The following is a 21,528-nucleotide window of genomic DNA, read 5'->3' as shown; positions in this document are numbered from 1 at the left end:
CCGGTTATTTGGACGACTCCTCGGCGGACGGTCGTTCGGACGCTCGAGCCCCGCTAATCACCACGGTGGAGACCCGAGCACCGTCGACGCGCTCGACCTCGAGCGTGGAGCCGTCGACGTCGATCCGGTCGCCCGCTTTCGGCGCTCGACCGATCTGCTCGAGCACGAAGCCGCCGATCGTTCCGAACTCCTCGACTTCGAACTCGGTCTCGAGCCGTTCGTTCACCTCGGAAACGGTGACGGCCCCGTCGACCGCGTAGGTTCCGTCCTCCCGGCGCTCGATCGACGGCTCGCGTCCGTCGACGTCGAAGTCGTCCCGGAGGTCGCCCACGATCGCTTCGACGACGTCCTCGACCGTCGCGATCCCCTCGAAGACGCCCCACTCGTCGATGATCGCCGCCATCTGGCGCTGTTCGGCCTGGAACTGGGTTAGCAGTTCGGCGAGGTTCCCGGTCTCTGGGACGATCGGCACCTCGCGAGCGATGTCGCCGGCCGTCGGCTCCTCGTCGCGCTCGCCGCCGGCGCCGATCTCGATCGCCCGGAGCACGTCCTTGACGTCGACGAACCCGACCACCCGGTCGTCGTCGTCGGCCTCGAGGACCGGGTAGCGGGTGTGGCCGGACTCGAGGACCACGGAGCGAAGCTCCGACAGCGGGAGGTCGGAGGGAACGCTCACGACGTCCGGGCGGGGCACCATCACCTCCCGGGCGGAGGTGTCGTCGAGTTCGAAGACGCGTTCGATCATCTCGACTTCCTCCTTGTCGACCTCCCCCTCGTGCCCGGAGCGCGTCAGGACCGTCAGGATCTCCTCCTCGGTGAGGGTCTCGTCAGTCTCCGAGGCGGGCGGAATCCCGATCAGGCGGGTGAAGTAGTTCGCCGTTCCGTTGAAGACGACGATGCCGGGGACGAACAGGTAGTAGAACATCTTCATCGGCGGCGAGACCAGTAAGGCGACGCGTTCGGCCTCCGCGATGGAGATGGTCTTCGGCGCGAGCTCGCCGAAGACGACGTGCAGGAACGTGATGAAGCTGAACCCGACCGCGAACGCGACCAGGTGCAGCAGGTTCTCCGGTAACACGGGCGCGAGGATCGGCTCGAGGAGGTCGGCGACGGCGGGTTCGCCGAGCCACCCCAGTCCGAGCGAGGCGAGCGTGATCCCCAGTTGCGTGACCGCGAGGTAGTTGTCGAGGTTGTCGACGGCCTCCTGGAGGATCGCCGATCCCGTCCGCCCCTCCTCGACGAGCGCCTCGACGGCCGTCGCGCGGACGCGGACGTAGGCGAACTCCGCGGCGACGAAGAAGCCGTTGAGGAAGACGAGGAAGAACGCGCCGGCGAGTCGGGCCAGCGAAATTGCGAGGTCTACCATCGGTTCGCCTCCCGGGGTTCGGTCGACGACCGTCGGAAATCGTCCGCTCGCCTCGATCCGCGTTCGGACGGTCGGACGCGCTCCAGACGCTGGTTTCGTCCCGTGACAGGTCTCGAGGCGTCGGGGGAACCCGCACGGCGGACGATCGATCGCCCACCGAGGGAAACGAGTGTCTCGTCGTTCATGGTCGAGCGTGCGCACCCCGACTACAAAATTGCACGGGTCGCGGGTGCAACGAAATCGGAGGTGGAACGAAGGCGGCGGGGAGCCGGCCTCGCCCTTCGACCGATTCGGATCGGACCCCCCGTGGGAGTCAGGAGTTGATCTTGTCGACGATTCGCTTCGCCTCGTCTTTCGCCTCGTCCTCGTCTTCGCCCTTCGGGATCAACACGCTCTGGATCTCCCAGTCGTCGCTCCCCTTCTCCTTGCCCGTTCGAACCTCGGCGCCGTCCCTGACGGATCCGGCCGCGTTCTGGGCCCAGTCGGGCGTTCGAATTGTGTCGAACTCGTCCGGATCGCGGAAGCGAACGTGGACGTAGTCGTCTTCGGTGTCGACCGCCTGGACGTCTGGTACGTCTCCCATGCGCGCGGACACGCCGTGGAAGCGTAAAAGCGACGGGCCGGCAGGTACGGGGTTGGAACGAACCGGCCGACGACAGGGATCGACGTCAGGAAGTGCCGCGGGAGCCGTCCAGTCGGCCCCTGATCACGCTGGCGACGCCGTCGAAGTAGCCGGTCCCCCAGAGGGCGACGAGCACGGCGCCGACGGCGTTGAACAGGAGATCGAGGGCGATGTCGTCGGCCCCGAACTGGGCGAGGATCGGTTCGCCGCCGATCAGGATCGAGAGGCCGCCCGAGGCGAACTCGAGGATCTCCCAGGCGACGCCGAAGGCCAGCACGAAGACGACGATGAAGACGAAGCGGAACTCCGACGGGAACTCCACGGCCGCGCTCGAGCGGTCGATCGCGTCGACGACGGCGTAGCCGACGCCGGCGACGAGGCTCGCCGAGACGGTGTGGGCGAGCTGGTCGTACCAGCCGAACCAGGTGTACGGGCCGATCGCCCCGGCGCCGTGGAGGAACGCGGCGGTGGTGATCCAGAGGGCGAGTCCGCCGCCGATTTCGTGGCCGAATTCGCGGCGGACCAGCGCGGGGGTGAACGTGAGGGCGAGCGGAATGGCGGCGTTGACGGCGAGCCCCGCGTTGGCCGTGAGTACCGCGTACCCGGCGAGCAGCACGAGTGCACCCTGCAGGAGGCGGACGGCCTGCCAGCACCGGCGCTCGGAGAGGCCGAGGACGGTGTCGTCGTCGGTCGTCACGGACTCACCCCCGTCGGTCATCCCGAGTCAGCCGTCGATCTCGCATCGGTTTCGCCGGCCGATCTCGCGTCGGTTTCACCCGCTACGGTTTGGTTCCGTCCTCGCCGTGGCCCGCCCGCGGTCTCGAACCGGAAGAAGTAGACGACGAACAGGACGCCTGCGAGCCCGCCGAACGCCGTCGCGTAGACGAGTTCCCACATGACCGGGACGATCCCCTCGAGGTGGGTGGTGCCGAACGCCGAGTCGGCGGCCCATCGGGCGATCACCCAGCAGGCGGCGACGGCCATCGTCGCGAGGACGACGAACGCGGCGGCGAACCGCGCCGTCATCTCGACCGGCGTGTAGGCGTCCAGTTCCACGGTGGCGAGCAACGCGATGGTGGCGACCGTGAGAAAGCCCGCGATCGGGACGTCCCACAGCAGGGCGAGCCAGAGCGGCGCGGCCGCCAGCGCCAGCACCTCCCACGGGAGCATCGCGAGGGCGTCCCAGCGCCGCACCGTCGGTACGAGCGCGAGGACCATCGCCGTCGCCGCGAGCGCCGCCCAGACGTACGACCCCGAACCGGCGAACGCGGCGGTGACGACGACGATCGCGACGACGATCGGCCAGGCGAGCGCGGCGTTGACCCGTTCGTCCTCGACGAGCCGCTCGAGTACACGCACGGGTGTGAGTACGCGTCGATCCCCCCTAAGTCGGCTGCCTGCGACTGACCCGAAGCCGTCCCCGAGACGTCTCGCACGATCGACCGTCACGTCGAACTGTTCGTCCGATCGTTCCTCGAGTGACTACCCCGACCACTCGGTCGAACGATCAGCCGGACGGGCCACAGTGGACCGCCGTCGGAACTGACCGTCTACTCGGCGCCCGCCGGCGGAACCGACCGTCTACCTGGCACTCGTCGGCGGTGGACGGAGGTGGCGAGCTATGTACCCCGTCACGAACTCGGTCCCACCATGGTCAACGCCTTCTGGCTCGACCGCGACCTCGAGCGAGCGGCGCGGTGGCTCGTCGACCGCCACGTCTCGAGCAGCGTCTTCGAGTGCTCGATGGTGCTCACGACCGCGGTCCAGGAGAACGGCTACCCCGCGTCGGACGAGCTGTACTTCACCCACCCGAACCACCCGCTGACCCGGTGGGCGGCGCGGTCGCACGCCAACTGGGAACGGCTCGAGGCCTACACCGAGGCGACCCACGAGGAGTGGCGCTACCGCTACGACCACGGTCCCGACGAGCGCCACGGTAGCTGGGTGACGGTACGGACGCTGGATCCCGAGACCGTTCGCGACCTCGAGTGGCCGACGACGGGACTCGAGGAGCCGCCGCAGGTAACCGGCGAGTGGACGGCCGACGACTACGTCGACGCCTACCGCTACTACTACGCGAACGAGAAGCGCCACCTGTTCTCATGGTCGAAGGATCGATCGATGCCGCCGTGGGTGCCCGAGTACACGGTGACCGATTGACGGGGCGAGCGACAGGTAGGGTGACGGTCGGTTCGTCCACGATCGACGCGTCAGGGCGGCGCCGACGTCACCGGCACCTCGACGAGCGCCATTCCGTCGCCGATGGCGTCATCGAGCGCGTCCTCGAGATCCGACGCCGTCTCGGGACGATAGCCGTCGATGCCGAAGCTCTCCGCGAACGCGACGAAGTCGGGGTTGGTCAGACGGGTGCCGACGGCCTCGCCGCGGTGGTCGCGCTGCTTGCTCGAGATGAGGCCGTAGTCCTCGTCGTTGAAGACGACGATGGTGAACCCGCAACCGAGTCGGGTCGCGGTCTCCATCTCGGCGGCGTTCATCAGGAAGCCGCCGTCACCCGTCGCCGCGACGACGTTCGACTCCGTCGCGAGGGAGGCCGCGAGCCCGCCGGGGACGGCGATCCCCATCGACGCGAAGCCGTTCGAGATGATGCACGTGTTCGGCTCGTACGTCGGGAAGTTCTGCGCGATCGCCATCTTGTGGCTCCCGACGTCCGACACGAGGACGTCCTCGGAGGCCATTGCCGATCGCATCACCGGGATCGCGTCGCGGAGGTCGAACGGCGCCTCGGCGTCGGGGTCCGGCTCCCGATCGACGTCCGAGACGATCCGCTTTCGCAAGTCGACGTACCACTCGGCGTCGAACGAGGTGGGCGACTCCCCCGAATCCCCCTCAGACCTCGAATCTCCGTCCGATCCGGAATCCTCCCCGCCCGTCGCGTCCGATGCGGGCCCCGACCCACCCTGGACCCACTCGGTCAGCGCCGCGAGCGTCCGTCCGATGTCCGCGATCACCTCGGCGACGGGGTCGTACGCCTCTGACACCTCGGCCGGTTCGCTGTCGACGTGGATCACCGGAGCGTCGTGTCCCCACTCGGCCGGATCGTGCTCGGCGATGTCGAAGCCGACGGCGAGCAGGAGGTCCGCCTGCGCGATGGCCTCGGTCGCCTCGCCGCCCGCCCCCGAATCGAGCGTCATCAGCGATCGGTGGTCGGCGTCCGACACCGCCCCCTTGCCCATGTACGTCGAGACGACCGGGATCCCCGTCCCCCGAACGAACGCGCGGAGGTAGTCGGATGCCCCGGTGCGAACCGCGCCGTTGCCGACGACGACGATCGGCCGATCAGCCTCCTCGAGGTGGTCGATCACCCGCCCGAGCGCCTCGGCGTCCGGGCCGGCGATTCGCACTCGATCCCGACTGGGGAGCGGCCGGGCGTCGGTCTCCTCGGCGGCGACGTCTTCCGGAAGCTCGAGGTGGGTGGCACCGGGTTTCTCGTACTCGGCGACCTTGAACGCCTTCCGGACGGACTCGTGAACGACGTCGGGGTCCGACAGCTGCGTGTTCCACTTCGTCACCGGACCGAACGCGTCGACGACGTCGATCGTCTGGTGGCTCTCCCTGTGGAGGCGGTCGAGGGCGGCCTGGGCCGTGATCGCCACCAGCGGCGACTTGTCGAGGTGGGCGTCGGCCACGCCCGTCAACAGGTTGGTCGCCCCCGGGCCGAGCGTCGAGAGGCAGACGCCCGCGTCGCCGGTGAGCCGGCCGTGGACGTCGGCCATGAACGCCGCTCCCTGCTCGTGTCGCGTCGGGACGAACGTGACCTCGGAGTCGCGAAGCGAGAACAGGAGGTCCTCCATCTCCTCGCCCGGGACGCCGAAGACGTGTTCGACGCCCTCGCGCTCGAGGCCGGAGACCAGGAGGTCCGCGGCGTTCATCGGTTCCCCCGCGATCGCCGTCGAGGTTCGACCGCAGGCGAGCCTCGACCGGTCTCGAGTGAACTCGGAATCATGGATGCAGTGGACGTGGCCGCGACGGATGAACGTTCAGCCGGCGTTCGGAGGCTCGCCGCGACGGCCGGAGCCCACCCCACGTCAGCCGCCCGTTTCTCACGTTCGTCACGTCCGCCACTGACTCCACACGAACGCCGCGACGACGAGCACGGCGAGTCCGACGAACAGGATCCAATCGCCGATCGCCCCCGCGATGTCGACCATTCCCGTCGCTTGCATGAGGCCGAACGTGAGCAGCGAGATACCGACGATGGATACGAGACCGACCGCGACCATCTCCTTGACCATCCAGTAGGTCTCCTCGGCCTCCTGCTCGCTGTCCTGCGTCGGCTCGTCGATCGCCTCCTCGTTCGGCTCGTTCCCGACGAGACGAGCGTCCTCGTTTACTTTCTCCTGGTCGGTTCCGGGGGTGTCCGTCGCGGTGTTGTCGGCGTCGCTCATTACGGTTCAGTCCAGTCCGAATGCGGGTGTACGTTACACCTGCAACGACAGGCTTCGCAGAGTAGGTTCCCCATTCGAATCCGCGGGAACGAGCGTTCGACGAACGCTCGAGCGGGAATCCGAGATCCGGTCACTCGATACAGCGAACTGCCCACCTATGGGCGCGCTCACTCGAGCGCCGACTCGAGCGAGAGGGCCCCCGTTCGTCGTGTTCTCCTGGGCCAAAATACGGCGGGGATGGGATTTGAACTACGCCCAGACGTGCTCGCTCCGCTCCGCGCGTCTGATTTACTTCAAATCCCATTATCTCCGCTTTGCTCCTCACGTCCGTTCGTCGCAAAAACGGTGGGGATGGGATTTGAACCACGGGAAGACGGTCGCGCTCACGTCGTTCGCGCGCTGCGACTTCCCTGATTCAAATCCCGCCGTCTCGGTTTCCACTCGAGAGATTCCTCGCTTCGTTCGTCGTATTCTCTCGTGGAAAACGGTGGGGATGGGATTTGAACCCATGAGGCTTGACAGCCACCTGCTCTCAAGGCAGGCGCGTTGGGCCGCTCTGCCACCCCACCTCGAGTACGTGTTCCCCGGCCGGTCAAAAAGCGTTGTCGGTCCGTTCGCTCGAAGCCGTCACTCGATTTCGATAGAGCCGTCGAGGGCGACGTACAGTCCGAGATCGGCCACCACCTCGGCCGTCGCCTCCCCGCCCGGACGGCCGGCGACGAGTCGCGCCTCGAGGCCGGCGATCGTCGACGCGAGGCCGGATTCGGACGTGATCGTCGGCAGCATCGGGGCGAAACCGAGGCTCAGGTCCGCCCCCTCGACGCGACGGGCGAGCGTCGACAGCGCCGGCGTCCCGTAAGCGTCTTCGAAGTCGATCGGTTCGGCGAACCCCGAGAAGTACACCTCGCCCCCGTCGGTCGGTCCGAGGACGACGTCGTGTCGTCGGAGCGCCATCGCCGCCCCGTCGATCTCGGTGCGGGCGACCAGCGGGGCCGTCGGGTCGCAGATCCCGACGCTCTGCGCCCCTTCGCGCTCGAGGAGGTGCGTGACCGTGTTGCCGATCCGGGCGGCGAGCGTCGAGCCGACCTGCCGCTCGAAGCGAACGTCGTCCGTGCCCCCGAGAGCGTCGACGGTCACGGCGCGGAGTTCCGCCTCCGGACCGTCGCCCGCGTACTCGTCCGGGAGCGTCTCCTCGTCCCGGTAGTTCACGAGGAGGTCGCCGCCGCTCGAGGCGGCGGCCCGGAGCACGTCGATCAGCGCGGCTTCGGTCAACCGCGCCGCCTCGGCTTCGGTCAACGGCGTCGCGTCGACGAGGGTCGAGGGGACGAGTTCCGCTCGAGGCGGTGCGGCGGGAACGACGACGATCATATCGACAGGTGGGAGGCGACGGCCCTTGAACGCGGCGTTGTTTCAGCCGGCGGATCGGTCGCGCGTCGACGAGTCATCGATCGGTCGCTCGCCGACGGATCACCGTCCGGCTACTCCTCGGCGGCGGTTCCGCGACGACCCGGCGAGCGGTCGGAGCTGCCACCGCGGACTGCGGCGTAGATGCCCACGAGCGACAGCAGGACGATCAGCCCGCCGAGTACCGCGTTGACCACGATGGTGAGCGTCCTCGAGACGCCTAACACGAACGGCGAGGCGACGACCCACAGGCCCAGCGCGCCGAGCACCGCCGCCGCGACGACGCTCGCCGACCCGTCGATCCAGTAGACGTACGCCGAGGCGGCGACCGCGATCACCGCCCCGACGACGACGTTGTGGATGCCCATCGTGCCCGTGATCGTGGTGACGATGGTCGACGCCAGGATGAGGGCGCCGATCCCGGCGATCAAGCCGGCCGATCGCGCGGCGAGTACGACTCCGTTCGTGTCGGCTGTCCGATCGCTCATGGTCGCGGATTCCACGCGAGTTATCATTAAGCTGGACGAACGTCAGCCGACACGACGCTCGATAAAGGGGCTATTGGGCGGGCGTATCGCTTCCGTAAGCGGTCGTTTATCCACGATGGTGCGGATCGAGTACCGCCCCCGATCGGTCGGCGGACGGCATCGTCCCGATTTCGAGATGGCGGTCGAGACGCCGGTCGTCGCCGGCGGAGGGACTCGAGCGCTCGAGATCGCCCCGTCGGTGGTTCGCCTCGTACCGAGGACCGACGTCGGACCAGTTATTACGAATGCGTTCGACTCCCGACGTATGGATTCGCGAACGGTAGCCGGACTGCTCGGAACGATCGTCGTCACCGTCGTCGCCGCGCTGGGCCTCTACGGATTCACGAACGGGTACCTGATCGAGTCGCCCGGCGATCCGGATCTGTTCGCACCGTCGATCGGCGTCCTCGCCGTCGCGGTCGCGTTCGTCCTCGCGCTGAGCGCCGTCGGCGCCCGGTCGAGCCGCTGGCTCGAGAACCCGTACTGGTAGGAACGTCGGTTCCCTTTGGTAAACCGTCGCGGTTCTATTCGGTGAACCGTCGGGGTCCACCGCGTCTCGTATCGGCAGGATCGCTCGAGCGATGCCGGTGCGATTCAGCGCCCGCGGCGCCCTTTCGTCTGGCGGTAATCGGATGCCATCAGGTCGACGAACGCCTCGAGCCACCGCTGGGTCTGCTCGTCCGTCTGGGCCGACGGCTCGAGCATCGGGACGAGTTCGAAGCCCCGGCCGCGGACGCGCTCGCCGTGGGACGCCTCGAGGTCGAGGTCGTCGACGGACCGCGTCGTGTACTCCCCGGCGAGTTCGGCGAGGGCGCGCTCGCCGACGGGAACCAGGATCTCTGGGTTGATCATTCGGATCTCGGCGTTGAGGAACGGCTCGCAGGTCGCGACCTCCTCGTCGGTCGGCGGGCGCTCTGGGTGGCGACACCGCGTGAGGTACGTACAGTAGGCGTTCTCGAGGACCGGCCGTTCCGGCGGCGAGGTCGCGTCGCAGAGGCCGAGGCGCTCGAGGATCCGCCGAAGGTCGGTCCCGTCGTCGCCGGCCGCACCGTCGGGTCGGTCGGCGTCGTCGTCGACGTCGCCAACACCCCCTCGAGCGAACGGCACGCCGACCCGATCGGCGGCGGCGCTCGGTCGTTCGCCCACGAACAGGAAGTCCGCCGCAACGTCCCCGTACCCGTGGACGACCTGCGTCCGCGTCTCGCGCAGCGCCGGACAGTTCGGACACTCCTCGTCCATGCCGAACGGGTTCGCTCGGGAGCCCTGGTTCGCGTTCACACTCGAGTCTCGGGGCACGGACGCAAAAGTGGCGCGGCTGCGGTCGTCGCGCTCGTTCTTCCCCCGGTCCGGGGTCGGCTTACTTCTCGAGGGCCGCGTCTCGTTTCGCGCCGCGGGAGACGCTCTGTCGGTGGACGATTCCGGTGTTGTTCGCGACGGTTTCGGTGATCTCGCGGAACGCCGCGCCGGCCTCGCTGTCCTCGTCGAGGACGACCGGCGCGCCGGCGTCGCCGCCCTCGCGGACCTCCGGGTCGATCGGTACCGAGCCGAGGAACGGCAGGTCGTGCTCCTCGGCGAAGCGTTCGCCCCCGCCGGCGCCGAAGATGTCGTGGGTGCCGCCGCAGTCCGGACAGACGAACGACGCCATGTTCTCCGCGATGCCGAGGACAACGGTGTCGTGGCGGGCGAACATCTCGAGGCCCTTCCTGGCGTCGTCGAGGGCGACGTCCTGCGGGGTCGTGACAACGACGGCGCCGGTGACGGGCATCGTCTGGAGCATCGTCAGCTGAGTGTCGCCGGTCCCCGGCGGGAGGTCGACGACGAGGTAGTCCAGGTGGCCCCACTCGACGTCCTCGGTCAGCTGGGTGATGACCTTGTGGACCATCGGACCGCGCCAGATGACGGGATCGTCCTCGCCGGTGAGGAAGGCCATGCTCATCAGTTTCACGCCGTACTTCTCCGGAGGGACGAGCGTCTCCTCCTCGGTCGCCATGGGCGGCTCGTCGGCGTCGACCATCCGGGGGACGTTCGGCCCGTAGACGTCGGCGTCGAACAGGCCGACGCGCGCGCCCAGCCGTGAGAGCCCGGCGGCGACGTTGACGGCCATCGTCGACTTGCCGACCCCGCCCTTCCCCGAGGCGACGGCGATCACGTTCTTCACGCCCGGCAGCACCTGGTCCTCGTTCGGCAGGTCGTCCCGGTCGGGCACGGTCGCCGACAGCTCCGGCTCGAGGCCGGCCTCGACGAGCACCTCGCGAACCTCCTCGGCGATGGCCGTCTCCGTGGGGGAGTACGGCGCGCCGAGGGCGAGGTCGACGTCGACGCGGTCCCCCTCGACGGCGACCTCGTTGACGAGTCCGAGCGAGACGATGTCCTCGCCGAGGTCCGGGTCGCGGACCTCGCGCAGTCGGTCGAGAACGGCGGTTTCGTCCATGTCGGTAGGAACGGCCCGCCGTCGAAAAGCGTTGTGTTCGCCCGCACGCTCGTCCATCGTCGCCGCCGGAGATTCACATCCCCCGGGCGATCACGGCCGGAAATCGAACCGCGGTCCGCCGTAGGTCGGCGGGTTCGGCTCGAGTTCGACCCCGCGCTCGAAGCGCACGAAGTTCAGGTAGAAGGGGCGGCCGCAGCCGTCGATCTCGTTCCCCTCGAGGTCGGTGACGGAGTCGTCGCCGCAGCGGAAGGCGATCCCGTCGGCCGACTCGACGTCCTCGTCGGGCGTGGCGTACTCCCACCCGGGCTGGGGTGCCATCGTGACGGACCGATCGGCGAGGTCGGGCCGACGCTCGAGGCTCACGACGGCGCCGCAGTGGGGGCAGGTGTACCGGACGGTCACGGTGTCGGTCATCGACGGCTCTAGGGCGGGTGACGAGGTAAGTCTGCGGGGGATCGCGACGAGCCGGAGAGCCGCGGATCCGTTCCGGTCGGTGCGTATCCCGAAACCCGAGCGTACCCGGAAGGTCTTTTGCGCCGACGGGAGACTCATCGAGTATGATCGACGAGACGGCCGAGGAGATCCGGGAGATGCAGACCCACAGCTCCTCGGTGGTCGCCGTGAACGCGACCCAGGCGCTCGCAGAGCTGACCGAACGGGAGTTCGCCACCGTCGAGGAGTACGTCCGCGCTCTCGAGCGAAACGGGACGGTCCTCAGGCGGGCGAATCCCTCCCACGCGTCGCTGCAGAACGCGATTCGGGGCGTCGTCGACGCGGTCACCGAGGCGGATCCGGCGACGGTCGACGAGGCGAAAGAACTCACGGAACGTCGGATCGAGGAGGTCGTCGACCGCGTCGAGTCCGGGAAGCGCCGGGCCGCCGAGAACGCCGCCGAGGTCCTCGATGACGGGACGACGCTGCTGACCCACGACTACTCCTCGACCGTGATCGAGGCGCTCTCGATCGCCGTCGAGGCGGGCAAAACGTTCGACGTCTACGTCACCGAGGCCCGCCCGCGGTACATCGGCCGCAAGACGGCCCGGACGCTCGCCGACTTCGACGGCGTCGAGACGACGCTCATCACCGACAGCGCGAACGGTATCTACCTCGAGGAGTGCGACCGCGTCGTCATCGGGATGGACTGCATCGTGGAGGACACCCTCTACAACCGGGTCGGAACGTTCCCCATCGCGGCGACGGCGTTCCAGCTCGACGTTCCCGTCACGGTCCTCGGTTCGGCGGCGAAGATCATCACCGAGGGATTCGTCTTCGAGAACGAGTACCGCTCGGGCAGCGAGGTGATGCCAGAACCCGCCGAGGGCTTCGACGTTGCGAACCCCACCTACGACGCCACACCCGTCAGGCTGCTCGAGAGCGTGATCAGCGACGAGGGGCGACACGAGTTCTGACGTACTGGTCCCCCGTCAATCCCGCTTGCCGAACGTCCGCGGCGAGCCCTCGGTAGGACTCGCCCAGTCGACGGCGTTTCGCAGCACCCGCCCCACGTTCTCGTCCTCGTAGATCGGGTACGTTTCGTGGCCCGGCCGGAAGTAGAAGATCCGTCCCTTGCCGCGCCGATAGCAACAGCCGCTGCGGAACACCTCCCCGCCTTCGAACCAGCTGACGAACACCAGTCGATCGGGTTCGGGGACGTCGAACGGCTCGCCGTACATCTCCGTCCGCGGGAGGTCGAACGACTCGGCCACCCCGTCGGCGATCGGGTGGCCGGGATCGACGACCCACAGCCGCTCGCGACCGCCGTCCTCGCGGTACTGCAGGTCGCAGGAGGTCCCCATGAGGCGCTTGAAGGGCTTCGAGAAGTGCGCAGAGTGGAGCACGATCAGCCCCATCCCCTCGAGCACCCGCTCCTGGACCCGAGCGACGACCTCGTCGGCCACCTCGTCGTGGGCCTCGTGGCCCCACCAGCAGAGCACGTCCGTTTTCTCGAGGACGTCGGGCGGCAGGCCGTGGTCGGGTTCGTCGAGCGTCGCCGTCCGGATCTCGAGGTCCCGCTCGGGGTCGGACTCGAGGGCGCCGGCGATCGTCGCGTGGATACCGTCCGGGTAGACCTCCCCGACGGCGTCGTGCTCGCGCTCGTGTCGGTACTCGTTCCAGATCGTGAGGGCGACCATCGGTCGAACGACGGTTCTCAGTCGTATAGAACGACGGGCCGTCGCCGCGCTCGACGGCGTTCTAACTTTCAGTTTATTTTAATTGTTGGCGGGAATCAGATGAGCAATGTGGAGAAAATAATGAATTACCGGACGGCCGTATAGATTAATTGGTCACAAACCTTATTTCGATCGCACTCCCCTTACCGTCTATGGACTCCTGGCACCGTGTACAACTGACGCTCGTCGCTCGCTCCGCAACCGGTTCGACTCCCTCCGCTCTCTCCACTTCGGCCGCGTCGAAACCCGACGTTTGCCCCTCCGTAGGCACCGCCTCCGACGAGAAATCGGGGGTTTTCAGATGAGCGGCGCCGGAATCGGCGTCGGCGTCGTCGGACTCGGCGGGATGGGGTCCCTCCACGCGCGCAACCTCGAGTCGCTTGGCGCGGACGTCGTCGCCGGGGCCGATCCGGTCGAGGATCAGCGAACGCGCTTCGCGGACGCGTTCGACGCGCGCACGTACGAGACCCACGACGACCTCGTCGTCGACGACGACGTGGACGCGGTGATCGTGACCACGCCCAACCGGTTCCACGAGCCGATCACGGTCGCCGCCCTCGAGGCCGACAGACACGTCCTCGTCGAGAAGCCGCTGGCCCACTCGCTCGAGAGCGCCCGGCGGATCGCCGACGCGGCGGCGCGATCCGACGGCATCTGCATGGTTGGCTTCCACAACCGCCACGCGGCGTCGATGGCCCTCTTCGACGAGTACCGCACGCGAGGCCGCTTCGGCGACCTCACCCACGTCGAGGCCAACTACGTCCGTCGACGCGGCGTCCCCGGCCCCGGGTCGTGGTTCACGAACCCGGAACTCGCCGGCGGCGGCGCGCTGCTCGACATCGGCGTCCACGCCCTCGACCTCGCCCTCTACGCCCTCGACTTCCCGGAGATCGTCGAGGTTTCCGGCGTCGCACGGAAGACGTTCGGCGAGAAGGAGGAGGTCGCCGACCCCGACGGGTTCGGTGCCAACTGGAACGCCGAGGCCGACACCTACGAGGTCGACGACTCCGTGAGCGCGTTCATCCGGTGTGCGGACAACCGCACCATCTCCCTCGAGGCCGCGTGGGCGACGAACCGCGTCGAGAGCATGGACTTCATCGTCCGCGGCACCGAGGCCGGCGCCCACTTCGACGTCGGCGACACGAAACTCAGGATCCTCGAGGCGGGCACCGCCGGCTGCGATCACTACGCCGACGCCACGCTCACGGGCGACGAGTCGATGACCGGCTACCGCGAGCAGGACGAGGCGTTCCTCGAGGCGATCGTCGCCGGGACGGAGCCGACGACGAACACCGTCGAGGAGGCCCTGATCGTCCAGCACGTCATCGACGCGATCTACCGCTCGAGCGAGGAGGGTCGCGCCTACCGACCGACGATCCCGTCCTTCGAGGACGGCGCGCGCCGTCCCGTGCGGGGACGGGAGATTCGCTCCCGCCTCGACTGATCGACCGAGTCCGATTCGCGCGAATCCGTTCGTTTCGTTCTCTTCAGGTGCTCGGGACCCGTCGCATCGAGCCCACCGCTTTCGTCGCTCGTTACGACACCGACCGGTCGCGTGCCGACTGTCTCCTGAACCGTGACGCTCGCCGTTCGACGTCCCTCACCCGTCGTCGGGGACGATCGACGACGCGAGGAGCGACGACCGAACGCGGTCGCTCGAGACCTCGACCCGTCCTCGTTCGCCGTCTCGCCGGCGGTATCGATCGCGAAAAGAGGTTCGTCCGTCTCGCACGCACGTTCGTCGTCGCGAACCGCCGACCGGAACGAACCGGCGGTACGGACTCGAGGGGGTCGGTTCCCCGATCCGGCCGATCAGAGGACGTCGTCGAAGTCGTTGTGGCCGTGGATCTCGACGTCCTCGTCGGTGATCTCACAGAGGAAGACGCCGTTGCCGGAGCCGGTGTCGCGCTCGACGGCGGACTTGATGCCGCGGGCGGCGATGGTCATCGCCTCCTCGTTCGAGAGGCCCTCCTCGTAGGACTGCTCGAGGTGCCCGTAGGCGAGTTGCATCCCGGAGCCGGTGACGGTGTAGTCGTCCTCCATGACGCCGCCGGCGGGGTCGATGCTGTAGACGTGGCTGCCCTCCTCGTCGACGCCGCCGAGGATGGGGTGGATGGCGAAGAACGGGCCGCCGCGGGCGAAGTTCCCGGCGAGCGTCGCGAGCGCGTCGATGGACATGTTTTCGCCCCGTCGCGCCTCGTAGAGGTTCACCTCGGCGCGCAGGCTCGAGATGAACGACTGGGCGCCGCCGACGCTGCCGACCATCGTCAGCGCGCCGGTGGGGTGGATCTGCTCGACCTTCTGAACGTTCTTGTTGGAGACGAACCGGCCGCCGAGGCTGGCGCGCATGTCCGTCGCGATGACGACGCCCTCCGCGGTCGTGAGACCGATGGTCGTCGTCCCCGTCTTGTTGACGTTCTGGAGGTCGGCCCGCGAGACGTCGTTGTTCGGGAGCGAGCCGAGTTCGGGCTCGTACGGGTTCGAGTCGGTCGCCAATCGGTCGGTCGTTCGGGAGAAGTCCGAGTCGAAGTTGGGCGTTCGCATTGACGATGCTTACGGTCGGAACCGTATAAAACATCGGCGTTCACCGCCGCGGTTTCCGCTACCGTCAGCCCGAGGGGCGGACCCGACGAGGGCAGCCGGGTCGTGGCGTTCGGCGACCGCTACCGACGATGGCGTCGACGATCGACGCTACTCGCAGGCGACGGACGGGGACAGCGCCGGAAGAATCTCCGAACCGGCGCGTCGTGCGTTCTGACGGCGAAGCGACTGATCGGTTTTGTTTCGCGAGAAACGGCGGTTCGCGGTCGTCGGATTAGTCCATGGTCTGCTGTGCGTTCTCGTACGCGTCACCGACGTTCGTGATCAGCCGGTGGATCGGGAGGCTGAACCCGACCTGGTGGGCGGCGATTGCGAGCGGCATTGCGACGATACCGATCACAATGCTCAGCTGGTACAGTGCGAACAGCGTCGCGTGGTGCACGCGGGATTTCATCAGCGTCAGTCGGGGCTCAGCAGCCGGTGGTATATAAGGTTTCTTGCGGCGGACAATTCATAATGATAGAACGTTACCTACCGGGTCGGCGCCGTCGTGCGATTCAAGTGTTCTTTTCACGGGCGCAAGTTGAGACGCACTCGAGGCGCGATTTGGCTATCCCGGCGGAAATCGACCCGATCGTTTCTCGTAAGTTACGACCATTATCCGGCTCACGTCCGCACCCCTCGCGCGCCGGCGCGCACCGCCACGGCGCACGGGGCGATCGGCGACGAGACGGAGAAGAGAATCGTAAGAGGGGAATCCCCCCGGACCGACCACGAGGTATGGGCAATTACCTCGTCGCGATGGAAGCCGCCTGGCTCGTCCGCGACGTCGAAGAGATCGACGACGCCATCGGCGTCGCGGTCAGCGAGGCGGGGAAGCGACTCAACAGCAAGAACATGGAGTACGTCGAAGTCGAGGTCGGCGCGACCGGCTGTCCGGCCTGCGGCGAGCCGTTCGACTCGGCGTTCATCGCCGCCGACACCGCGCTCGTCGGCCTCGCCCTCGAGATGGAGGTCTTCAACGCCGACGGCGAGGAGCACGCCTCGCGCATCGCAAAGAGCGAAGTCGGCGGCGCGCTCCGGGACGTCCCGCTGTCGGTCGTCGAGGTCTTCGAGGTCCCGGAGGACGACTGAGCCGTCCCTCGAGCGCCTCCGCGCGCCGCGGAGCCGACCGCGCGAACCGTACCCAAACACCTTTCTATAACCCGTGGTTATGTAGTCGTATGGAACTGCCGACGCCCGCGGACCTGCGTCAGCGCCGAACCGACCTCGGGCTGACCCAGAGCGAACTCGCCGACAAGGCGGACGTCTCCCAGCCGCTGATCGCCCGGATCGAGGGCGGTGACGTCGACCCGCGACTCTCGACGCTGCGGCGGATCGTCAACGCCCTCGAGGAGGCCGAGAGCGACGTCATCCGCGCGGAGGACCTCATGAACGAGGCGGTCGTCTCCGTCTCGCCGGACGACCCGGTCAGCGAGGCCGCCCGAAAGATGGAGGAGGAAGCCTACTCGCAGTTGGCCGTGATTCAGAGCGGGATCCCCGTGGGTTCGATCAGCCAGGGCGACCTCGTTCACCTCGACTCGGACGCTCGCGACGAAGCCGTCGAGGGACACATGAGCGAGAGCTTCCCGACCGTCTCGAAGGACGCCACCCTCGACGAGATCAGCAACCTCCTCGAGCACTACAAGGCGGTGATGATCACCGAGGCCGGCGAGACGGTGGGGATCATCACGGAGGCGGACCTCGCCTCTCGGCTCTCCTGATCCCGAACGGCCGGGTCACCCGCCCGTGTCCTCCGGACGCTCGTCCTCGGGTCGCCGCTCGTCGGCTTCGATCGCGCGGGCGGCCGCGTACGTGACGATCACGAGCGCGGCGATCACCGACGCGAGGATGGCGAACTGCACCGTCGACTGCAGGGGGTCGACCCCCCAGGGGTTGTACACCGCGAACAGGCCGACGAAGAACAGCAGGATCGACAGCGGGACGAGGTTGACCACCAGGTCGAGCGAGAACTCGGTGTCGAAGGTGCTCCGACTCATCGGTCGTCGACCCCTCCGGACGCCCACGCTCGAATTCGCTCGCGGAGACCGGCGCCCCCGACCGCCGTGAGCGCGCCGGCGGTCGCGATCGCGAGCCCCCGACTCGAGAGACCGACCAGTCCGTCCGCCGCCTCGAGCGGGATCGTCCCGGTGCCGACGGTGTACAGGAACGCCCCCACGGCGACGAACCCGGCCCCGACGCCGACGACGAGTCGCGCGGGGCGGGCGACGTGGTCCGACTCGGCGAGGATGCCCGCGACGCTCCCGGCCAGCAGGACGAGGCCGACGACGGCGACCGGAAAGAGTCCGAAGAAGACGCCGGCCTCCGAGAGGGCGAATCCGAGCGCGACGAGGATCGGCCACGGACTCGTCCGCTCCGCGGCGCGGGGGCGAGCGGACGTCGTCCGGTTCGAGTTCGCCGTCGCGGCGTCCGTCTCGTCCGAGCGATCGATCATGCTCTCCGGTATGACGGCGGGAAACAAAGTCCTGGTCCAACCGATCCGACCGCGTGATAGTCACCGAAACCGACGCGCGTGTCGTCGATTCTGAGCCCTATACGTCGCGTTCGACGACGAACGACGAGAACTCGCGCAGTTTCGCCGCCGCGTCGGGCTCGAGGTCGAGCCGATCGAGTCGGGCACGGGCCTCCGCGGAGAGGGCGAGGGCCCGCTCGCGTGCGTAGTCGATGCTGCCGGCGGCGTCGATGATCGAGAGCGCCTCGAGGACCTCCTCGTCGGTGTTCGTCTCGGCCTCGAGGAGCTCCCGGAGGCGGCGGGCGTCGTCGGGATCGCTCTCGTCGATGGCGTGGATGACGAGGAGCGTCTTCTTCCCCTCGCGGACGTCGTTGCCGAAAGCCTTGCCGAACTCGCCGGCGCGACCCAGCGAGTGCTCGACGTCGAGGATGTCGTCGCCGATCTGGAAAGCGACGGCCGTGAGTTCCGCGTACGTGGCGAGCGACTCCTCGACCTCCGGCGGCTGGTCGGCGATGATGGCGGCGAGGCGGGCGACGATCCGGCCGAGACAGCCGGTCTTGCACGCGCACATCTCGAGGTACTGCTCGGGGGAGACGCGGATCCCTCGCTCGTTGTGCCAGCGTATGTCCATCCCCTGTCCGAGGTGGGTTCGGTTGAGTTCGTGCATCAGCATCTCGTAGACGGCGAGTCGGCGCTCGGCCGGGAGGTTCGCCGGATCGTGCGTGACGACCTTCAGCGGGAGGAAGTACATCGCGTTGCCCGCGTTGAGGGCGACGTCCTCGCCGTAGACGTGGTGCAAGGCGGGACCGCCCCGGCGCAACTCGGCCTCGTCCTCGACGTCGTCGACGACGATCGTCCCGTTGTGGAGGATCTCCGGGATGCACGCGTACGGGAGGTACTCCTCGGGGTCCTCCCCGAGCGCTTCGATGATGACGAGGAAGAGGACCGCCCGCCAGCGTTTCCCGCCCCGGTCCAGGAGCTCCCACAGCGGGTCGGACAGCGCTCGCTGGATCCCCTCCGTATCGTACTCGTAGGTGGGTTCGCCGAAGAAGGACTCGAGGTACTCGGCGTCGACGTCTCGTGGGAGGAGGTCGGCGATCGCGTCGTCGATCGCCGGCCGCCAGTCGGCAAGCGTCTCCCGCATACTCGTCCCCGAGACAGAGCGACGGTAAATAGATTGCACTCCGGTCGCGACGGACTCGTCCGAGCGGCAGTCGCGTCGACGAACCCGAACCGCGACGCCGGTTCCCGAACAGTTACCCCCTCGAGCGACTACACTCGTCGCATGAGCCGGACGGAACGGACGGCGTGGATCGGCGACGTTTACACGAGCGACGTCGGCTGGACGCACCTCGAGGGCCTCGTCGATATCGGGAATCGCATGGCCGGCAGCGAAGGCGAACGCCGGGGAGCGGAACTGACCCGCGACGCCCTCGCCGAGGCGGGCGCGCGGAACGCCCGACTCGATCCCTTCGAGATCCAGGGCTGGACGCGCGGCGGGAGCCAACTCGTCGCGAGCGCCGACGGAACGGCCGTCGATCTCCGGTGCATCGCGCTCCCGCGGAGCCCCGGCGAACGCGTGTCGGGCGAACTGGTCGACCTCGGATACGGCCTTCCTGAGGAGTTCGAGGGGGCGAACGCGGGCGCGGACGACGGCACCCTCGAGGGGAAGATCGTGCTGGTCCGAAGCGACGTGCCCGACTACGCCGAGCGGTACGTCCATCGCCGGGAGAAGTACTACCACGCGGTCGAGGCCGGCGCCGCCGGGTTCGTCTATCGCAACCACGTTCCCGGACAGCTACCGCCGACCGGGAGCGTCGGCACCGACGAGGATCCGATCGGCGAGATTCCCGCAGTGGGCGTCTCGAGCGAGGTCGGCGCGCGCCTCGCCCGCCGGTTCGACGGCGAGGAGGTCGAACTCGCGGTCGATGCGGTGATCGGGGACGCCGAGAGCCAGAACGTCCGCGCCGAACTCGGACCGGAGACCGACGAGCGCGTGCTCGTGACGAGCCACGTCGACGCCCACGACGTCGCCGAGGGAGCGATGGACAACGGCGCGGGGACGGCGATGGTGGTCGAACTCGCCAACGCCCTGGCAACCAGGGAAGAAGATCTCGAAACGCGCGTGGAGTTCGTCGTCTACGGCGCCGAGGAGGTCGGCCTCGTCGGCTCGAGTCGCCACGCCGAGCGGACCGACCGCGGGACGATCGAGGCGATCGTCAACAACGACGGCGTCGTCGCGAACCGGACGCTCGCGTTTTACACCCACGGCTTCGACGACCTCGAGGCGGCCGTCTCGGCGGTAGCGGATCGGTACGACCACCCGGCGGAGACCAACCCGAACCTGAGCCCTCACAGCGACCACTGGCCGTACGTGCAGTGGGGCGTCCCCGGCTACCACGTGGCGAGCACCTCGGACGAGGTGGGGCGGGGTTGGGGTCACACCGAGGCCGACACGATCGACAAACTCGAGAAGCGCGACCTCCGGGAGCAGGCGATCTTCCTGACGGACCTCGTCGTCCACCTCGCCCACGAGGACGTCTCCGTCGAGCGCCGCTCGCCCGACGAGATCCGGGCCGACCTCGAGGCCCAGGACCTCGCCGAGGGGATGAAGATCACGGGCGACTGGCCGTACGACGAGTGAGACGGTCGGGTCGGGACGCCGTCGCCCTCCGGCGGGTCGGACCCACACGCTTTTGAACGGAACGACGAAACTGGGGGTATGGTGACCGACGAGTGGACGGTTGGGGACGACCCGGTCGTCGGCGTCGTCCGCGAGCGCGACGGCGACGCCGCGCGCGGGAACGACGCCACCGAGTCCGCGGTCGCCGACGCCGTCGACGCCGTCGACGCCGCCGACGCCGTCGCGTCGGAGCCTGTCGTCGGCTCCGTCCCGGACGTCCTCGAGTCGGACCCGTCGCTGCTGCTCGCCGTCGGCGACCGCTCGCTCTCGGCGACGGCTCGAGCGGGCGCCGACACGCCGGTCCTCGCGATCGACGCCGGGCCCGGGATCGTCGACGTCCCGCTCGCGTCGGTGCGGGCGGCGCTCGACCGTATTTTCGCCGACGGAGCGGACGCGCGGATCCGGGAGCTGTCGGTCCTCGGCGTCGACGCCGGGGGGACCGACCTCGCGGGCGAGCGGGCGCTGTTCGACGCGACGCTCGTCACCGAGGAACCGGCGAAGATCTCGGAGTACGCCGTCTCGAGCCGGGGCGAGCGCGTCGGCCGGTTTCGCGCCGACGGCGTCGTCGTCGCGACCGCGGCGGGCAGCGAGGGCTACGCGAACGCCGTGGGCGCACCCAGGCTCTCGCCGGCGGTCGACGGCCTGACGGTCGTTCCGATCGCGCCGTTCGTCACCGACCGGGACCAGTCCCAGTGGGTACTCCCCGACGACGACCTCTCGATCTCGATCGTTCGGGACGAGAGCGCGGTCTGCCTGGTGGTCGACGGCCGGACGAGCACGCCGCTCCCGCCGGGATCGCGGGTGTCGATCGTGGTCGCGGATACGCTTCGCACGCTCGTCGTTCCCGAAATCCGCGAGGAGTAGC

Annotated in this window: 25 protein-coding genes and 1 tRNA gene; 8 read left to right on the top strand and 18 right to left on the bottom strand. The window is 68.4% G+C overall.

Annotated elements, in window-relative coordinates:
- Positions 1-4 precede the first annotated feature (4 nt).
- From RJT68_RS12895 to RJT68_RS12880, 4 genes are all read right to left on the bottom strand, one after another.
- Positions 5-1,366 (bottom strand): hemolysin family protein, encoded by a 1,362-nt coding sequence (locus tag RJT68_RS12895; RefSeq protein ID WP_407036963.1) that lies wholly within the window; start codon positions 1,364-1,366, stop codon positions 5-7.
- 313 nt (positions 1,367-1,679) lie between these two features.
- Positions 1,680-1,949, bottom strand: a complete 270-nt coding sequence (locus RJT68_RS12890; protein WP_407036962.1) for a hypothetical protein — start codon at positions 1,947-1,949, stop codon at positions 1,680-1,682.
- An 85-nt stretch (positions 1,950-2,034) separates the two neighbouring features.
- On the bottom strand, positions 2,035-2,685 hold the full coding sequence (locus RJT68_RS12885; RefSeq protein ID WP_407036961.1) for a hypothetical protein: 651 nt from the start codon (positions 2,683-2,685) through the stop codon (positions 2,035-2,037).
- Between the two features lie 17 nt (positions 2,686-2,702).
- Positions 2,703-3,347 carry a hypothetical protein gene (locus tag RJT68_RS12880; protein ID WP_407036960.1) on the bottom strand — a complete coding sequence of 215 codons (645 nt, stop codon included), beginning with the start codon at positions 3,345-3,347 and terminating at the stop codon, positions 2,703-2,705.
- A 252-nt stretch (positions 3,348-3,599) separates the two neighbouring features.
- Here RJT68_RS12880 and RJT68_RS12875 point away from each other — a divergent pair, with 252 nt between their 5' ends.
- Positions 3,600-4,148 (top strand): hypothetical protein, encoded by a 549-nt coding sequence (locus RJT68_RS12875; protein WP_407036959.1) that lies wholly within the window; start codon positions 3,600-3,602, stop codon positions 4,146-4,148.
- A 50-nt stretch (positions 4,149-4,198) separates the two neighbouring features.
- Here RJT68_RS12875 and RJT68_RS12870 read toward each other — a convergent pair whose 3' ends face one another.
- The 5 genes from RJT68_RS12870 to RJT68_RS12850 form a co-directional block, all read right to left on the bottom strand.
- Positions 4,199-5,878 carry a thiamine pyrophosphate-binding protein gene (locus RJT68_RS12870; protein WP_407036958.1) on the bottom strand — a complete coding sequence of 560 codons (1,680 nt, stop codon included), beginning with the start codon at positions 5,876-5,878 and terminating at the stop codon, positions 4,199-4,201.
- A 180-nt stretch (positions 5,879-6,058) separates the two neighbouring features.
- Complete coding sequence (locus tag RJT68_RS12865; RefSeq protein ID WP_407036957.1) at positions 6,059-6,394, bottom strand: cell division protein CrgA; 336 nt, start codon at positions 6,392-6,394, stop codon at positions 6,059-6,061.
- Between the two features lie 485 nt (positions 6,395-6,879).
- Positions 6,880-6,963 (bottom strand) — tRNA-Ser (locus RJT68_RS12860).
- A gap of 58 nt (positions 6,964-7,021) precedes the next feature.
- Positions 7,022-7,762 carry a hypothetical protein gene (locus RJT68_RS12855; RefSeq protein ID WP_407036956.1) on the bottom strand — a complete coding sequence of 247 codons (741 nt, stop codon included), beginning with the start codon at positions 7,760-7,762 and terminating at the stop codon, positions 7,022-7,024.
- A 110-nt stretch (positions 7,763-7,872) separates the two neighbouring features.
- The gene (locus RJT68_RS12850) at positions 7,873-8,286 is read right to left on the bottom strand and encodes a hypothetical protein (RefSeq protein ID WP_407036955.1); all 414 of its coding nucleotides are present in this window, start codon (positions 8,284-8,286) and stop codon (positions 7,873-7,875) included.
- 304 nt (positions 8,287-8,590) lie between these two features.
- On the opposite strand from RJT68_RS12850, the gene RJT68_RS12845 reads away from it, so the two are divergent.
- The gene (locus RJT68_RS12845) at positions 8,591-8,815 is read left to right on the top strand and encodes a hypothetical protein (protein ID WP_407036954.1); all 225 of its coding nucleotides are present in this window, start codon (positions 8,591-8,593) and stop codon (positions 8,813-8,815) included.
- Between the two features lie 104 nt (positions 8,816-8,919).
- Here RJT68_RS12845 and RJT68_RS12840 read toward each other — a convergent pair whose 3' ends face one another.
- From RJT68_RS12840 to RJT68_RS12830, 3 genes are all read right to left on the bottom strand, one after another.
- A complete protein-coding gene (locus RJT68_RS12840) occupies positions 8,920-9,603 on the bottom strand; it encodes a uracil-DNA glycosylase (protein ID WP_407036953.1) in 684 nt (227 codons plus the stop codon).
- Between the two features lie 79 nt (positions 9,604-9,682).
- A complete protein-coding gene (locus tag RJT68_RS12835) occupies positions 9,683-10,756 on the bottom strand; it encodes an Mrp/NBP35 family ATP-binding protein (RefSeq protein WP_407036952.1) in 1,074 nt (357 codons plus the stop codon).
- Positions 10,757-10,846: 90 nt separating this feature from the next.
- Complete coding sequence (locus RJT68_RS12830; protein ID WP_407036951.1) at positions 10,847-11,170, bottom strand: hypothetical protein; 324 nt, start codon at positions 11,168-11,170, stop codon at positions 10,847-10,849.
- Positions 11,171-11,313: 143 nt separating this feature from the next.
- Between RJT68_RS12830 and RJT68_RS12825 the strand changes: the two genes are divergently transcribed.
- Positions 11,314-12,165, top strand: a complete 852-nt coding sequence (locus RJT68_RS12825) for a translation initiation factor eIF-2B (RefSeq protein WP_407036950.1) — start codon at positions 11,314-11,316, stop codon at positions 12,163-12,165.
- Positions 12,166-12,180: 15 nt separating this feature from the next.
- On the opposite strand, the gene RJT68_RS12820 is transcribed toward RJT68_RS12825, so the two are convergent.
- A complete protein-coding gene (locus RJT68_RS12820; RefSeq protein ID WP_407036949.1) occupies positions 12,181-12,888 on the bottom strand; it encodes a ThuA domain-containing protein in 708 nt (235 codons plus the stop codon).
- Between the two features lie 340 nt (positions 12,889-13,228).
- Between RJT68_RS12820 and RJT68_RS12815 the strand changes: the two genes are divergently transcribed.
- Positions 13,229-14,371 (top strand): Gfo/Idh/MocA family protein, encoded by a 1,143-nt coding sequence (locus RJT68_RS12815; RefSeq protein WP_407036948.1) that lies wholly within the window; start codon positions 13,229-13,231, stop codon positions 14,369-14,371.
- A gap of 368 nt (positions 14,372-14,739) precedes the next feature.
- Here the strand turns inward: RJT68_RS12815 and psmB are convergent, their stop codons facing one another.
- Positions 14,740-15,471, bottom strand: a complete 732-nt coding sequence (psmB, locus tag RJT68_RS12810; RefSeq protein WP_407036947.1) for an archaeal proteasome endopeptidase complex subunit beta — start codon at positions 15,469-15,471, stop codon at positions 14,740-14,742.
- 271 nt (positions 15,472-15,742) lie between these two features.
- Positions 15,743-15,922 (bottom strand): hypothetical protein, encoded by a 180-nt coding sequence (locus RJT68_RS12805; protein ID WP_407036946.1) that lies wholly within the window; start codon positions 15,920-15,922, stop codon positions 15,743-15,745.
- Positions 15,923-16,248: 326 nt separating this feature from the next.
- On the opposite strand from RJT68_RS12805, the gene RJT68_RS12800 reads away from it, so the two are divergent.
- Together RJT68_RS12800 and RJT68_RS12795 are read left to right on the top strand one after the other, a co-directional pair.
- On the top strand, positions 16,249-16,602 hold the full coding sequence (locus tag RJT68_RS12800; RefSeq protein ID WP_407036945.1) for a DUF555 domain-containing protein: 354 nt from the start codon (positions 16,249-16,251) through the stop codon (positions 16,600-16,602).
- Between the two features lie 89 nt (positions 16,603-16,691).
- A complete protein-coding gene (locus tag RJT68_RS12795) occupies positions 16,692-17,231 on the top strand; it encodes a CBS domain-containing protein (RefSeq protein ID WP_407036944.1) in 540 nt (179 codons plus the stop codon).
- 15 nt (positions 17,232-17,246) lie between these two features.
- Here RJT68_RS12795 and RJT68_RS12790 read toward each other — a convergent pair whose 3' ends face one another.
- The 3 genes from RJT68_RS12790 to RJT68_RS12780 form a co-directional block, all read right to left on the bottom strand.
- Positions 17,247-17,507, bottom strand: a complete 261-nt coding sequence (locus tag RJT68_RS12790) for a DUF6684 family protein (protein WP_407036943.1) — start codon at positions 17,505-17,507, stop codon at positions 17,247-17,249.
- Entirely contained in the window at positions 17,504-17,962 is a 459-nt protein-coding gene (locus RJT68_RS12785) for a DUF7541 family protein (RefSeq protein ID WP_407036942.1), read from the bottom strand. The genes RJT68_RS12790 and RJT68_RS12785 overlap by 4 nt, the downstream gene beginning before the upstream one ends.
- A 97-nt stretch (positions 17,963-18,059) precedes the next feature.
- Positions 18,060-19,124 (bottom strand): polyprenyl synthetase family protein, encoded by a 1,065-nt coding sequence (locus RJT68_RS12780; protein WP_407036941.1) that lies wholly within the window; start codon positions 19,122-19,124, stop codon positions 18,060-18,062.
- Positions 19,125-19,265: 141 nt separating this feature from the next.
- Here RJT68_RS12780 and RJT68_RS12775 point away from each other — a divergent pair, with 141 nt between their 5' ends.
- Positions 19,266-20,624, top strand: a complete 1,359-nt coding sequence (locus tag RJT68_RS12775; RefSeq protein WP_407036940.1) for a M28 family peptidase — start codon at positions 19,266-19,268, stop codon at positions 20,622-20,624.
- Between the two features lie 78 nt (positions 20,625-20,702).
- Entirely contained in the window at positions 20,703-21,527 is an 825-nt protein-coding gene (locus tag RJT68_RS12770) for an NAD(+)/NADH kinase (protein ID WP_407036939.1), read from the top strand.
- Position 21,528: the final 1 nt, after the last annotated feature.

It is taken from the genome of Halovalidus salilacus (genome assembly GCF_031852275.1).
Classification (GTDB): Archaea; Halobacteriota; Halobacteria; order Halobacteriales; family Natrialbaceae; genus Halovalidus; species Halovalidus salilacus.
Note: the sequence above shows the minus strand (reverse complement) of the source record. Positions and strands in the feature narration are given on the sequence as shown.

Coding starts and splice junctions, on each gene's coding strand:
- RJT68_RS12895 (WP_407036963.1), bottom strand. CDS start 1,366: ATGGTAGACCTCGCAATTTCGCTGGCCCGACTCGCCGGCGCGTTCTTC.
- RJT68_RS12890 (WP_407036962.1), bottom strand. CDS start 1,949: ATGGGAGACGTACCAGACGTCCAGGCGGTCGACACCGAAGACGACTAC.
- RJT68_RS12870 (WP_407036958.1), bottom strand. CDS start 5,878: ATGAACGCCGCGGACCTCCTGGTCTCCGGCCTCGAGCGCGAGGGCGTC.
- RJT68_RS12865 (WP_407036957.1), bottom strand. CDS start 6,394: ATGAGCGACGCCGACAACACCGCGACGGACACCCCCGGAACCGACCAG.
- RJT68_RS12855 (WP_407036956.1), bottom strand. CDS start 7,762: ATGATCGTCGTCGTTCCCGCCGCACCGCCTCGAGCGGAACTCGTCCCC.
- RJT68_RS12850 (WP_407036955.1), bottom strand. CDS start 8,286: ATGAGCGATCGGACAGCCGACACGAACGGAGTCGTACTCGCCGCGCGA.
- RJT68_RS12845 (WP_407036954.1), top strand. CDS start 8,591: ATGGATTCGCGAACGGTAGCCGGACTGCTCGGAACGATCGTCGTCACC.
- RJT68_RS12835 (WP_407036952.1), bottom strand. CDS start 10,756: ATGGACGAAACCGCCGTTCTCGACCGACTGCGCGAGGTCCGCGACCCG.
- RJT68_RS12830 (WP_407036951.1), bottom strand. CDS start 11,170: ATGACCGACACCGTGACCGTCCGGTACACCTGCCCCCACTGCGGCGCC.
- RJT68_RS12825 (WP_407036950.1), top strand. CDS start 11,314: ATGATCGACGAGACGGCCGAGGAGATCCGGGAGATGCAGACCCACAGC.
- RJT68_RS12820 (WP_407036949.1), bottom strand. CDS start 12,888: ATGGTCGCCCTCACGATCTGGAACGAGTACCGACACGAGCGCGAGCAC.
- RJT68_RS12815 (WP_407036948.1), top strand. CDS start 13,229: ATGAGCGGCGCCGGAATCGGCGTCGGCGTCGTCGGACTCGGCGGGATG.
- psmB (WP_407036947.1), bottom strand. CDS start 15,471: ATGCGAACGCCCAACTTCGACTCGGACTTCTCCCGAACGACCGACCGA.
- RJT68_RS12805 (WP_407036946.1), bottom strand. CDS start 15,922: ATGAAATCCCGCGTGCACCACGCGACGCTGTTCGCACTGTACCAGCTG.
- RJT68_RS12800 (WP_407036945.1), top strand. CDS start 16,249: ATGGGCAATTACCTCGTCGCGATGGAAGCCGCCTGGCTCGTCCGCGAC.
- RJT68_RS12795 (WP_407036944.1), top strand. CDS start 16,692: ATGGAACTGCCGACGCCCGCGGACCTGCGTCAGCGCCGAACCGACCTC.
- RJT68_RS12790 (WP_407036943.1), bottom strand. CDS start 17,507: ATGAGTCGGAGCACCTTCGACACCGAGTTCTCGCTCGACCTGGTGGTC.
- RJT68_RS12785 (WP_407036942.1), bottom strand. CDS start 17,962: ATGATCGATCGCTCGGACGAGACGGACGCCGCGACGGCGAACTCGAAC.
- RJT68_RS12780 (WP_407036941.1), bottom strand. CDS start 19,124: ATGCGGGAGACGCTTGCCGACTGGCGGCCGGCGATCGACGACGCGATC.
- RJT68_RS12775 (WP_407036940.1), top strand. CDS start 19,266: ATGAGCCGGACGGAACGGACGGCGTGGATCGGCGACGTTTACACGAGC.
- RJT68_RS12770 (WP_407036939.1), top strand. CDS start 20,703: ATGGTGACCGACGAGTGGACGGTTGGGGACGACCCGGTCGTCGGCGTC.